Source organism: Hungatella sp. SB206 (assembly GCF_051132295.1).
GTDB lineage: Bacteria > Bacillota > Clostridia > Lachnospirales > Lachnospiraceae > Hungatella > Hungatella effluvii.
In genome coordinates this window covers 2465935-2478708 of record NZ_CP096603.1, presented here as the reverse complement: position 1 = coordinate 2478708, position 12774 = coordinate 2465935, and the positions used below count along the sequence as shown (strand labels likewise).

Genomic DNA, 12774 nt, shown 5'->3' with positions numbered 1-12774 from the left:
GCCATGTGTCAACCTCAACACGAAAAGTTCACACAATTGGCAGTATTTGTAAGAAAATCTTCAAACTTCCAGCAGACAGAAAATGGTCCCGGAAATATTTCCCGGAACCATCGTTCATTTTTATACTCTTATACCGGATAAGCCTTGCTCCCCTTATCCGCCACAGCAGAATCCACACCGGTCTGCTGAGCCGCTCTGTACTCGAAGAATTCCTTCGCTACAGCCGGGAACAGCGCATAGGACAGTACATCTTCATCCTGCTGCTTCCACTGCGCACACTCTTTCTCGAACTGAGGAAGCTGCGGAGCGATCAAGTCTGCCGGACGGCAGGTGATCGGTGTCTCGTCGCCGATGATCTTCTTCTGAACTTCCGCATTGAACGGTTTTACCGTCTGTCCGAACTCGCCCATAAGGATCTTCTTGGACTCTTTTGTTACCATCTTGTAACGCTCGCCGCTGATCACGTTTAATACGGCCTGCGTACCCACGATCTGAGAAGACGGGGTAACTAACGGCGGCTCGCCGAAGTCTTTTCTTACTCTCGGAACTTCTTCCAGAACCTGTCTGTACTTGTCCTCCTGGCCTGCTTCCTTCAGCTGGCTTACCAGGTTGGAAAGCATACCGCCAGGTACCTGGTACTGTAAGGTCTTGATATTGACGCCAAGAACCTTCGGATTTAAGCGGCCGCTCTTAAGAGCCTCCTCACGGATCGGCTGGAAGTGGTCAGCGATTTCAGCCAGCAGGTTCTGATCAAAGCCTGTGTCATACGGTGTTCCGCGGAAGGTCTCAACCATAACCTCGGTAGCCGGCTGGCTGGTTCCCAGTGCCAGAGGTGACATCGCGGTATCGATGATATCGCAGCCTGCTTCTACTGCCTTTAAGTAGGTCATGGAAGCAACACCTGAGGTGTAGTGGGTATGAAGATCGATCGGAAGCGCGGTGGATTCCTTTAACGCGCGTACCAACTCGTCTGCCTTATAAGGTGTCAGAAGGCCTGCCATATCCTTGATACAGATGGAATCGGCGCCCATGTCCTCGATTCTCTTGGCAATATCTTTCCAGTAATCCAGCGTATAAGCATCGCCCAGAGTGTAGCAAAGTGCAACCTGTGCGTGACCCTTTTCTTTGTTGCAGGCTTTTACAGCTGTCTGTAAGTTACGGATATCATTCAGACAGTCGAAAATACGGATAATATCAATACCGTTTGATAAAGACTTCTGAACGAAGTACTCTACCACGTCGTCAGCGTAATGATTGTAGCCTAAAATGTTCTGTCCACGGAACAGCATCTGCAGCTTCGTGTTCTTGAAGCCGTCTCTCAGCTTGCGAAGTCTGATCCACGGATCTTCCTTTAAGAAACGAAGGCATGAGTCAAATGTGGCGCCGCCCCAGCACTCCACAGCGTAATAGCCGACCTGGTCCATCTTATCGACAATCGGAAGCATCTGCTCGGTTGTCATTCTCGTAGCAAGCAAAGACTGATGAGCGTCACGAAGGACAGTCTCTACAATCTTAACCGGCTTTTTCTCTATTTCTGCCATTATTTTACCTCCTAATAATCTTTATTATTTCACTCCGAAGATAGCCATGAAGGTACCGGCCGCAACTGCTGTACCGATAACGCCTGCCACGTTCGGGCCCATCGCATGCATCAGCAGGAAGTTGGTAGGATCTGCCTCAGCACCGACCTTCTGGGATACACGTGCCGCCATTGGAACTGCGGATACACCGGCAGAACCGATCAGCGGATTTACTTTTCCGTGAGTCAGCGCGCACATCAGCTTTCCGAACAGCACTCCGGCTGCCGTACCAACGATAAATGCTACCAGACCAAGGAATACGATCTTTAATGTGTTCCAGTTCAAGAATGCTTCTGCACTCGTGGTTGCGCCTACGGAAGTTCCCAGCAGGATAACTACGATGTACATCAACGCGTTGCTTGCTGTCTCTGCCAGCTGCTTCACAACGCCGCTCTCTCTGAATAAGTTACCTAACATCAGCATACCAACGAGTGGCGCTGTGGTCGGGAGGATCATACAAACGACAACGGTTACGATGATCGGGAATAAGATTCTCTCAAGCTTGGATACAGGACGTAACTGCTCCATCTTGATCTTACGTTCCTTCTCGGTAGTAAGCAGTTTCATAACCGGTGGCTGGATGATCGGAACGAGGGCCATGTAGGAGTAAGCCGCCACGGCGATCGGTCCCATTAAAGCCGTCTGTCCCAGCTTGCTCGCAAGGAAGATGGAAGTAGGGCCGTCAGCACCACCAATAATGGAGATAGCAGCTGCCGCTTTTCCGTTGAATCCTAAGAGGATCGCCAGGAAATAGGCGCTGTAGATACCAAACTGTGCAGCCGCACCGAGTAAGAAGCTCTTCGGATTGGCAATTAACGGAGCGAAATCCGTCATCGCGCCGACGCCCATAAAGATAAGCGGAGGCAGGATGCTCCATTCGTCCAGTTTAAAGAAGTACTGCAGAAGTCCGCCGCCGGAACCATCTGCACCAATTTCCTTCATAATATCTGGATAGATATTAACAAGCAGCATACCGAATGAAATGGGAATCAACAGTAACGGTTCAAATCCATGTCTGATCGCAAGATATAAGAATACGAACGCGACCAGAATCATGAGCAGATTGCCGCCTGTCAGATTAAAGAATGCTGTTTGATGAAGAAGATTGTTCAATGTGCTAAATATATCCATGTTAATCCCTCCATATGGAATCCGCCTCTATCTGGCGGAAGCTCTGCCTTAGTTTAATGTAGCCAGTGCCTGGCCTGCTTCTACGGGATCGCCGGTTGCTACATTAATGCTTGCAATTGTTCCATCCTGAGGAGCTACGATTTCATTTTCCATCTTCATGGCTTCGAGAATAACGATTACGTCGCCCTTCTTTACCGCCTGTCCAGGATTTGCCTTCACGCCTAAAATCTTGCCTGGCATTGGAGCCGCTACCGTTACGGATCCTGCTGCTCCGGCCGGTGCTGCTGCCTTCGGTGCTGCAGGAGCTGCCTTCGGTGCTGCCGCCGGCGCTGCCTTTGGAGCCGCTGCTGGTGCTGCGCTTCCGGTTCCTTCTTCTACGGTTACGTCATAAACATTACCATTAACTGTAATTGTATAATTCTTCATGATGATAATCCTCCTGATTATTATGCTTTTTTCCATTTCCCTGCCGGTGCACGTCTGATGGAGCGTACGACAAGACCGCTTGGGCTCGTTCCTGTGGATGCTGCAATCGCAGCTGTAATAACTGCTACCAGTTCCAGATCATCGGCCAGGTTCTCTTCCGCTGCCTGGTAAACTGCTGCCGGTGCCGGTTCTGCTACCGCTAATGGTTCCGGATCTTCTTTCTTTCCCTTGTTCTTCATCTTCTCTTCAAAACGGTTAATATATTTGAAGCAGCCGATGAGGAAGCTGATGAAGATCAGGACAATAAATACGGTTCCCATACCCATAACCATATTCATGGCGGCCTGTTCCATGTTTTCGCCTAACGTATACTCCGGAACAAAGGAAACGCTGGTAATCGCACCTTCCCTGTCGGTCGTAATACCGAAGTCCATCTCTCTCTTCTCAAAAACCGCATGAACCGTTGCGCTGTAGCCGCTGTCAATCTCTTCTACCTCAGCCGTGTCCTCTACGGAAATCATGGCGCCAAGGTCATGCTTGACGTTCTTCCAGGAGTCCACACCCTCGGCAAGAGCTTCGCTCTGTTTTGCAGTCTGGCTTCTCACCTCATCCAGCTGATCATCCGGAATGTTCACGTAAGAGCTTAAATATCCGGAAGCCATCTGGCTTAACTGAGCCTGAATGTTGACATCGATCTCTGAGGAAGCGGTGTCAGCCTTACTGCAGGCAGATAATGAAAAGAGACAGGCTGCCATGCAAAGTCCTAATGCTACTCGTTTCATATTCAGTTTCATATACCTGTCACCTCATTCTAGACCGTGCCATGTTTTTTATCCGGACGATCCTCTCTCTTCGTGAATAACATCTCAAATGCAGCAATCACGCGGGCTCTTGTCTCGCTTGCATCGATGATATCATCAACATAGCCTCTCTTTGCAGCGGCCAGTGCACTGGACTGTAAAGTCTGATAGCCTTCCGCCTTCTCATTGATTAAGGACACGCTGTCGTCCGCCTTGCCGATCTCATCCGCATACATGATCTTCGCTGCTTCCTTCGCATCCATCATACCGATGGAAGCGTCCGGCCATGCGTAAACCATATCGGCGCCGATTGACTTGCTGTTCATCGTTAAATAAGCGGTTCCGAACGCCTGTCCGATGACAACCGTTACCTTCGGAACTGTTGCATTGGCAAATGCATACGTCAGCTTAGCCGCCGCTTTGGCGATCTTTCTCTCTGTGCATTTGCTGGCCTTATATCCCTTTACATTGACAAGCGTAAGCACCGGGATATTAAATGCATCGCAGAACTCCACGAATTCCGCAGCCTTGGTGCAGCCCTGAGAGGTTAAAACCGCATCGTACTCAGCAGTCTTTAAGCCGCTCTCATCATAGGATTCTGTGCGGTTGGCAACAGCGCCCACCGTCGTTCCGTTCATACGGATGAATCCGGTTACCATGGAAGGAGCGTAATCCTTCTTCACTTCCATGAAGAAATTATCATCAGAAATCTGTGTCAGCGCGATAGCCGTGTCTCCTACATAGTTTGCAAGGTCGGAGCACACACGGTTTAAATCGTCGTTACACTCGTCGTAGGACATGTCATCTTCGTTATTGGCCGGGAGGATGGTAACCAGGGTTCTGATACCGCTTAAAATCTCCGCCTCATCGCCTGTAAAATCTGCCAGTCCGGTTTCCTTACTCTGGAAATCAGCGGATGCCGTGTCGCATTTGCCGGTATAGTTGCCAGCCAGTGCGTTCGGGGAATTCACAAATAATTTACCGTTCTTGCTCTCCACAAATGTGAAATCAGCCATAGCTGTGGAAACCGCCATACCGCCGCCGCAGGTTCCAAACACTGCGCTGATCTGCGGAATCACACCGGAAGCCATGGTCTGGCTTAAATAAAGCTGGCCAAATCCGTCCAGGGCGTCGGTAGCTTCCTGAAGTCTTAAGCCTGCGCAGTCGATCAGGCCAATGACCGGAGCGCCCGTCTTCATGGCCGCCGCATAAAGATTAACGATTTTTTTTGCATGCATTTCGCCGATGGAACCACCCAATACGGATGCGTCCTGGCTGTACACATACACAAGGCATCCTTCGATGGTACCGTAACCGGTAACAACACCGTCAGCAGGGGTTTCCCTTGATGTCATGTTGAAGTCTGTGTTTCTGGCCGTGATATAGGCGCCGACTTCAACAAAACTGTTCTCATCAAGCAAAGCATTGATTCTGTTGCTTGCTGATGTCTGTGCTGAATTACTCATTTTGCAATCCTCCATTTTGTAATATTTGTACGGGCTCTGTTAAGTAATTAACAAAGATCCGTAGAATAACACCAATTTCTGCCGATTATAATTGTATAATTAATTATGACAAATTTCAAGGTTTTTTTGGAAAAAAAAGAACCGCATTCTATGGATTTTTCATAATCCACGTCATGCAGTCCTAATAACTTGTAAGCATTTTTTCACAATCTTTCTTAACTTCCAGCGAAATACACAAGTTTTCATTGTCTAATTTGTAACTATTGCACACGTCATTCCCGGATATCCATTATGCGAAATGTACCATCCTCTGTCTTTTTATAGCGGATATGGGGATTTTCCTCTCCCATGGTCACGCCATCCGCGTTCGCTTCCAGTGTCGCCGTGTCAACTCCTGCGATCGCCACCATCAAATCGTCCCCGAAAATCAGATCCGGATTCTGTTTTAAGAACTCATTTCTGTCTGCAAAAGTCATCTTCTCTCCATCAGCAGTCTCCAGATTTAAGGGGAACGCGGCCAGATCCGCCAGAGCTTCCATGTCCCTGTCAGCTACCGCTTCCTGGACCAGCTCCGCAAATGCCTCGATATCCTTATCTCCTGCCTCCGATTCTGCCGCGCCGCCGGCCTCTGCTCCCGGACCAGCTGCTGCCCGGACCTCTTTCTCCATATCTTCCGGAGTCGTCTCTTCCTCTTTTTCTATCTCTGCGCGAAACGGCGCAGCCTCATCCTTCGCAGCCTCTGTGGCTATCGCCGCTGTTGTCTCTGTGGCTTTCGCCGCTGTTGTCTCTGCGGTTCCCGCAGCCTGAGACGTGCTTTTCCCTGAACAGCCGCCAGCCGCCAGCACTGTGATGACAGCCAGCAGAACAGCCAGAATCTTTCCTCTTCTCACCATAAGTGCACACTTCCTTTCTGCGCTTCGGGCAAAGTATATACTACGCAGAAGCGGAAGTCAATAGAGTTTCCAAAACTGTAAATGTTAGTCAGTTTTCTGTAAGATTCTTCCCTTATTTATACTCCTTGTGAAGGGTAAATCCACGGCCGCGCACCTCGCTGACCTGGTTGATAATCATAAATGCATTGGAGTCCAGCCCCATGACGAGTTCGTTCAGCTTCGACAGTTCCCGGCCCGATATGACCGTGAGCACCGCATAGGATGCCTTTCTCAAATGGCCTCCCTCGATCAGGAGCAGCGTCGTTCCCCTGTCCATCCGGTTCTGGATCGCCTCGCTGATGATCTCGCACTGCTCGCTGATGATCTTGACCTGCATCTGGTTCTGTCCGATCATCAGCACCTTATCCAGCACCATGGTGTAGAGAAGAACCAGCAGAATTCCGTACAGGATCTTCTCCTTGCCTGCAAACACCATCTGGGTCAGCAGGATCAGGCAGTCGAACACCGACATCGTCATGGAGACCGGAAGGCGGAATTTCTTATTGAGAATCAGCGGCGGTATATCCATGCCTCCGGTCGATGCCCCCGCACGGATCACCATGCCGATTCCCGCGCCAATCAAGAGCCCGGCAAAGACGGTCGCCAGCATCGTATCCCCGGTGATGGGAGAGGAACCAAACAGTCCTTCAAAAACACCGAGTATGAACGGATAGTAAAAGGTACTGATAATTGTCGTAAATGCAAATGCTTTGCCAAGAACCGCCGCACCCGCCACAAACATCACCACATTAAAAACGCCGACGAACGCCGCGATGGGAATCCCGAACTTATACTGGGCCACCAATGCAAGCCCCGTCGTCCCGCCGGTGATGAGGCCGTTTGGAAGGATAAAGAGGGACACGGCCAGGGCGTAGAGCGTATTTCCCGCCAGCACGGTTATTATTTTTTTCATATTCATACAGATCTGTCTTCCTTTCATCGGTAAATAACACCGCCTCACAGTATAGCATAATCCCCGGTTTCTTGAAACCCCCGCCGTTAAGATTTCGTTTCAATTCCTCTCCGTTTTACTTTTTCCGCCGTCCTCCTGTTATACTTTATGATGAAAATTTATACTCAGAAAGGAGCGAACACATGGAGTTATATTTAATTATGGCTGCATTTATCTGCATCCTGTGCATCTTTGCAGGGAGCCTGTCAACCCGCATCGGCGTCCCCTCCCTTCTCCTCTTCATCATTCTGGGCATGATGTTCGGGACAGACGGAATCTTGCGGATTCCCTTTTCCAACTATGGGCTCGCGGAGAGCATCTGTTCCGTAGCCCTGATTTTCATCATGTTTTATGGAGGATTCTGCACCAACTGGGAGGCCGCCAGGCCTGTGGCAAAAAAAGCCGTGCTGCTTTCCAGCGCCGGCGTCATACTTACCGCACTCTTAACCGGTCTTTTCTGCCATTTTATTCTGAAGACTTCCCTGCTGGAAGGACTTTTAATCGGCTCCGTACTCGGATCCACGGATGCCGCCAGCGTATTTTCCATTCTCCGCATGAAAAAGCTTAACCTTGTAGACGGCATGGCGTCCATCCTCGAGGTGGAGAGCGGAAGCAACGATCCCGTCGCTTATATGTTGACTACAATCGTACTGGGCATGATGGCGGGCCACTCTTCCGCCGGCTCCGTCGCCCTCGTCTTCTCGGCGCAGGTACTGTACGGTATCCTGTTCGGTGTGGCGGCCGGCCTGGCCGGATCGAAGCTTTTAAACTCCGAACAGTTTTTTTCCGGGGAAATGCTTCCGATTCTCACCATGGCCCTTGCAGTCTTAACCTATGGTCTCTCGGCCTCAGTCTCCGGCAATGGCTTCTTAAGCGTCTATATCGCCGGCATTATCCTGGGCAACAGCCAGATAAAAGAAAAAGTGGAACTCGTCCACTTTTTTGACGGCATCACCGGAATGATGCAGATTATTCTGTTTTTCCTGCTGGGGCTCCTGTGTTTTCCTTCCAGGATTATTCCCGTACTGATCCCTTCCGTCTGCATTATGGCCTTCATGCTTCTGATCGCGCGGCCTGCTGCTGTCTATATCATACTGCGGCCCTTTAAAGTTCCCTTCCGCCAGCTGCTGCTGATCTCCTGGGCCGGCCTGCGGGGAGCCGCCTCCATCGTCTTTGCCATCACCACGGTCCTGAGTCCGGCCGCCATGGAATATGACATTTTTCATATCGTGTTCTGCGTCTGCCTCCTGTCTGTCGCCATTCAGGGCTCTCTGCTTCCATGGATGGCGAAGAAGCTGGAAGTAATCGGTTCCACCGACGATATCTTCAAGACCTTTAACGATTATCAGGAAGACCAGTCCATCCATCTGACCGAGGTCCGTCTCCCCGAGGGACATCCCTGGATCGGCCATACCTTCCAGGATATCTCCATCCCGGAGGATATGCTGGCCGTCATGGTGCTGCGGGATGGGAAGACGCTGATTCCCAACGGAAGCACGCTCATCACGGCGGATGACACCATCATCCTGAACAGTCCGGCCTATGCGGACAAAAGCGGCATGAAGCTCCGCGAAGTCCGGATCGGCCGGTACCATCCATGGGTGAACAAACCACTGTCTGAGCTTACGCTTCCCGCAGACACCCTGATCTTTCTCATACGCAGGGCCGGCCGCTCCCTCGTTCCGACGGGACAGACCCATGTCCGCGACGGAGATGTCCTGATTCTGAATGCGCAGCCGGTAACGCACACGGCGGCGGCTTCCGTTTTCTTATAAAATACGCTTTCTTATGAAATAAGAAACTTTCGTTTCAGTTCCGCCTGCTTCCGATCATTTATGCCGATCCGTTCATTCAGATAGGCTTCCACGGAACCGCAGGCGGTCTCCATGGCGGAAAACGCATGGCGGATATAATCCTCCGATACCGTCAAAAGCACCTTCACGCACTCTGCAAGCCTCACGTCCTTCGTCTTTTCCCGCACCATATCCGCGGTCTTCACCGCATTTTCCATCACGTAATCATTCGTCCGGATAAAATCCCGGATAATCGTATCCCGGTCTACGGAAAGGGCGGACAGCAGAAGGGCTGTTCCCACACCCACCCGGTCCTTTCCGGCGGTACAGTGCCAGAGCACCGCGCGGTCGTCTGCCTCCAGAAGGATATCGAAAAAGCGGCTGTAATACGCCGCCGCATGTTCATCCATGACGAGATTCTCATACAGCTTATCCACATAGAGCTCCGGATTCCCGCCCAGGGAAGAGGCGTGTTCCAGCATTCCGATTAAAGCATCCTGCTTCGGCTTTCCTTCCTCCTCGTCCTCAAAGGTGATCCCCACCGTCTCCTCATTCAGAATCGGATTGAATATGTTAATGACGCCGTCTATCTCCGGGTCCGGCTTCTGGCTTCTCTCCACGGAGGTTCTGAAATCCACCACCGTCCCCAGACGGCACTCCCCTGCCAGACGCGCTATGTCCGCCGGCGTAGCCTCATAGAGCGCTCCGCTCCGAATCAGCCGTGCCGGTACAATCTGCTTTCCATCCATGGTCCGGATGCCGCCAAGATCTCTCGTATTTGGCAGCCCCTCCAGAGGGATTCTGCCTGTGTAATGTTTTGCCGTTCCGTTTAAATTCTCTTCCATTCTGTACGCCTCTTTCTTTCGTTCATTCTTTCTCAATGCTCATAGTATATCACAATCGCCCCATTCCTAAAAGCCCCCAGCTTGAGTCACCAGGCCTACAGCAGTTTATTTGTAACTGTTCACTCCGCAATGTCATTTACAAATGAAAATGGTGACCGGAAGAGCTGGATCACACGGTCGATGCACCACCGGAAGGTGATTTTCTCCACATCCTCGGTGAGATAGACAGGAAATGTCTTTACGGTCTCTCCCTGCAGGCGGTACGTCACCGTTCCCACGGTCTGCCCCTTCCTAAGCGGCGCCTTTAAGCGGTCCGGAAGCTCCTCGGATACGGTCACTTCCTCGTCCTCTGCCATGAGAAGCTTTAAGCTCTTCTCCTCATCCTTCAGATTTAAATCGGCATGAACCACCACCGGATCGCCCAGGTTTCCGGAAAGGGGGACTCCGTTTTCCACCGGAATTTCAGGTAATGTCTTTTCCTGGTAGACCTCCCGGTACTGATAGTGTTCCTTTCCATACCCGAACAGCTTCCTGGCATCCGACCATTTATACGTCTTGTGAGGCGGCCATCCACAGCCCAGGAGCGCGATGGTAAACTCCCGCTCTCCGTCCTCTAATGCCCCAACATAGGAGTAACCCGCTCCGCCCGTAAATCCGGTCTTGCCGGAGAATACGCCGCTCATCATGGTCAGCAGTGCATTGTGGTTCTGGCAGCTGTAGGACCGTTTCCCCTCCTGATCCGTGAAATAATAGCTCTGTGTCCCCGTAATCTTCAGAAATTCATCCTTCTTCGGTGACGTGCCGATGCAGTAATTCATGATGCGGGCCAAATCTGCAGCGGTCGTGGAGTGCTCCTTCATCTGGCCGTTCTCCTCCTTGCTTGCGTCCAGCCCGTTGGGTGTGATAAAATACGTGTCGCCGCATCCTAAATCCCTGGCCTTCTGATTCATAAGAGCCGCAAACCCCTCCACACTTCCGCCCACATGCTCTGCGATCATCACGGCCGCGTCGTTATGGGATTCCAGCATCAGGCTGTAGAGTAAATCCTCCAGCCGGAAGGTCTGCCCCTTATACACGCCCAAATGAACCTTCGGCTGGGCCGCTGCATTTTGGGACGCCGTCACAGTGTCGGAGAGATTTCCATACTCCAGAGCTATGATGCAGGTCATGATCTTCGTCGTACTCGCCATGGGACGGGCCACCCTCTCATTTTTCCCATACAGGATTCTGCCTGTTTTCGCATCCATCAGAACAGCCGACTGCGCATACAGCCCCAGTTCATCCTTCTGATTTTGTTGTTCCTGCCCGTCCGTCTCCGCCTGTGCCGTAACCCTCCCGCATATTCCCGTGCACAGCACAAGGCACAGAATAAATAGTATGACCTGCTTCATCCTCATACCACCCTGTATGATTTTATTTTATCCTATTCCTTCTATTTTTCATTTATTCCGGTTAAGAGGTCTGTCCTTTAAGTTTCCTCTTTACTTACGAACATATATTCGATATAATAGAAGCAGATCATTTCTTCATTTACACAGGGAGGGAATCTTATGGCACAGAGTCCGCTTGTCTTTCATATTGATGTTAATTCCGCATTTTTAAGCTGGGAGTCTGTCTGCCGGCTGACGGAGGATCCGGAGGCGCTGGATCTCCGCACGATTCCCTCCGTGGTAGGCGGGGATGCCGCTTCCCGTCACGGCATTGTGCTGGCCAAGTCCACACCGGCGAAAAAATATGGCGTCACTACTGGGGAGCCGCTGGTTCAGGCTCTGCGAAAGTGTCCGGGACTGTGTGTCGTCCCCTCGCGGTTCGATGTCTACATTCATTACTCCACTCTCCTGATGAACCTCTTATCCGACTACACTCCTGATATTGAAAAATTCAGCATCGACGAGGCTTTTTTAGACATGAGCTCCACCATACATCTCTTCGGGGATCCGTGGACTACGGCCAATCAGATCCGTGAACGCATCTCCCGGGAGCTGGGTTTTACTGTGAATATCGGGATTGCCCCCAACAAGCTTCTGGCCAAGATGGCCTCCGATTTCAGGAAGCCCGACATGTGCCACACCCTCTTTCTCGATGAGATCCCGGAGAAGATGTGGCCGCTTCCCATCCGGGAGCTGTTTTTCGTGGGCCGCTCCGCCCAGAATAAGCTGGAGGGAATAGGAATCCGCACCATCGGCCAGCTGGCCGCCTGCAATGTGGAGCTGCTGAAACCCATTCTGGGTGAAAAGTATGCCATACAGATTCACGACTATGCCTGCGGCATCGATCCTTCTCCCGTGGCGGAACGCGAGCCCATCAACAAAGGCTACGGCAACAGCACCACGCTGTCCCGCGATGTGGATGATCTCGATACGGCGTTCACCGTGCTCCTGTCCCTCTGTGAGACTGTAGGAGCGCGGCTCCGCGCAGATCACGTGATCTGTGACTGTGTCTGTGTGGAAATCAAGGACTGGGACTTTCACGTCCAATCCCATCAGACGACGCTTAACAGCCCCACGGATTCCACCACGGTGCTTTACGAGAACGCCTGCCGTCTGCTGAAGGAGTTCTGGGACCGCACGCCGCTCCGCTTGATCGGAGTGCGCGCAACGAAGATATCTGACGACGAGTTCAGCCAGATCAGCCTGTTTGAATCGGAGCAGTCCAAGAAGATGAAGGAGATGGAAAAGGCGGTTGACCAGATCCGCAGCAAATTCGGCACTGACATCATCAAACGGGCCAGCTTCTTAAAGAAGGACTCCATCGTCGATCACGCTGCCAGCAAGCAAAAGCATCTCTCCCATTCCGCCTTAAAGGAAGACAATAAGGGTACAAAGATTTGAGCGGGAATACAAATACTT

Annotated in this window: 11 protein-coding genes; 2 read left to right on the top strand and 9 right to left on the bottom strand. The window is 51.3% G+C overall.

Going from position 1 to position 12774, the window contains the following annotated elements; genetic code table 11:
• Nucleotides 1-128 precede the first annotated feature (128 nt).
• The 7 genes from M1L66_RS10690 to M1L66_RS10660 form a co-directional block, all read right to left on the bottom strand.
• Nucleotides 129-1541 carry an oxaloacetate decarboxylase subunit alpha gene (locus M1L66_RS10690; RefSeq protein WP_187021551.1) on the bottom strand — a complete coding sequence of 471 codons (1413 nt, stop codon included), beginning with the start codon at nt 1539-1541 and terminating at the stop codon, nt 129-131.
• Between the two features lie 24 nt (nt 1542-1565).
• Entirely contained in the window at nt 1566-2711 is a 1146-nt protein-coding gene (locus M1L66_RS10685) for a sodium ion-translocating decarboxylase subunit beta (RefSeq protein ID WP_002600474.1), read from the bottom strand.
• Between the two features lie 48 nt (nt 2712-2759).
• Nucleotides 2760-3137, bottom strand: coding sequence for a biotin/lipoyl-containing protein (locus M1L66_RS10680; protein ID WP_187021555.1), 378 nt, complete (start codon nt 3135-3137; stop codon nt 2760-2762).
• A 20-nt stretch (nt 3138-3157) separates the two neighbouring features.
• Entirely contained in the window at nt 3158-3931 is a 774-nt protein-coding gene (locus M1L66_RS10675; RefSeq protein ID WP_434692822.1) for an OadG family protein, read from the bottom strand.
• 17 nt (nt 3932-3948) lie between these two features.
• On the bottom strand, nt 3949-5403 hold the full coding sequence (locus M1L66_RS10670) for an acyl-CoA carboxylase subunit beta (protein ID WP_002600477.1): 1455 nt from the start codon (nt 5401-5403) through the stop codon (nt 3949-3951).
• A gap of 272 nt (nt 5404-5675) precedes the next feature.
• Nucleotides 5676-6296 (bottom strand): hypothetical protein, encoded by a 621-nt coding sequence (locus M1L66_RS10665; RefSeq protein WP_187021561.1) that lies wholly within the window; start codon nt 6294-6296, stop codon nt 5676-5678.
• A 112-nt stretch (nt 6297-6408) separates the two neighbouring features.
• Nucleotides 6409-7254, bottom strand: a complete 846-nt coding sequence (locus tag M1L66_RS10660; RefSeq protein ID WP_434692820.1) for a YitT family protein — start codon at nt 7252-7254, stop codon at nt 6409-6411.
• 176 nt (nt 7255-7430) lie between these two features.
• Between M1L66_RS10660 and M1L66_RS10655 the strand changes: the two genes are divergently transcribed.
• Nucleotides 7431-9062: a potassium/proton antiporter gene (locus M1L66_RS10655; protein WP_187021563.1), complete on the top strand. Its 1632-nt coding sequence runs from the start codon at nt 7431-7433 to the stop codon at nt 9060-9062.
• Between the two features lie 11 nt (nt 9063-9073).
• On the opposite strand, the gene M1L66_RS10650 is transcribed toward M1L66_RS10655, so the two are convergent.
• Together M1L66_RS10650 and M1L66_RS10645 are read right to left on the bottom strand one after the other, a co-directional pair.
• Nucleotides 9074-9925, bottom strand: coding sequence for a tyrosine-protein phosphatase (locus M1L66_RS10650; protein WP_187021565.1), 852 nt, complete (start codon nt 9923-9925; stop codon nt 9074-9076).
• Between the two features lie 119 nt (nt 9926-10044).
• Nucleotides 10045-11316, bottom strand: a complete 1272-nt coding sequence (locus M1L66_RS10645) for a D-alanyl-D-alanine carboxypeptidase family protein (RefSeq protein WP_187021567.1) — start codon at nt 11314-11316, stop codon at nt 10045-10047.
• 159 nt (nt 11317-11475) lie between these two features.
• Here M1L66_RS10645 and M1L66_RS10640 point away from each other — a divergent pair, with 159 nt between their 5' ends.
• Complete coding sequence (locus tag M1L66_RS10640; RefSeq protein ID WP_187021569.1) at nt 11476-12756, top strand: DNA polymerase Y family protein; 1281 nt, start codon at nt 11476-11478, stop codon at nt 12754-12756.
• The last annotated feature ends 18 nt before the right edge of the window (nt 12757-12774 follow it).

Excerpts from the sequence above, each read along its gene's own strand:
- M1L66_RS10640 (WP_187021569.1), top strand. The coding sequence starts at position 11,476 with ATGGCACAGAGTCCGCTTGTCTTTCATATTGATGTTAATTCCGCATTT.
- M1L66_RS10680 (WP_187021555.1), bottom strand. The coding sequence starts at position 3,137 with ATGAAGAATTATACAATTACAGTTAATGGTAATGTTTATGACGTAACC.
- M1L66_RS10645 (WP_187021567.1), bottom strand. The coding sequence starts at position 11,316 with ATGAAGCAGGTCATACTATTTATTCTGTGCCTTGTGCTGTGCACGGGA.
- M1L66_RS10685 (WP_002600474.1), bottom strand. The coding sequence starts at position 2,711 with ATGGATATATTTAGCACATTGAACAATCTTCTTCATCAAACAGCATTC.
- M1L66_RS10655 (WP_187021563.1), top strand. The coding sequence starts at position 7,431 with ATGGAGTTATATTTAATTATGGCTGCATTTATCTGCATCCTGTGCATC.
- M1L66_RS10670 (WP_002600477.1), bottom strand. The coding sequence starts at position 5,403 with ATGAGTAATTCAGCACAGACATCAGCAAGCAACAGAATCAATGCTTTG.
- M1L66_RS10675 (WP_434692822.1), bottom strand. The coding sequence starts at position 3,931 with ATGAAACTGAATATGAAACGAGTAGCATTAGGACTTTGCATGGCAGCC.
- M1L66_RS10690 (WP_187021551.1), bottom strand. The coding sequence starts at position 1,541 with ATGGCAGAAATAGAGAAAAAGCCGGTTAAGATTGTAGAGACTGTCCTT.
- M1L66_RS10650 (WP_187021565.1), bottom strand. The coding sequence starts at position 9,925 with ATGGAAGAGAATTTAAACGGAACGGCAAAACATTACACAGGCAGAATC.
- M1L66_RS10660 (WP_434692820.1), bottom strand. The coding sequence starts at position 7,254 with ATGAATATGAAAAAAATAATAACCGTGCTGGCGGGAAATACGCTCTAC.
- M1L66_RS10665 (WP_187021561.1), bottom strand. The coding sequence starts at position 6,296 with ATGGTGAGAAGAGGAAAGATTCTGGCTGTTCTGCTGGCTGTCATCACA.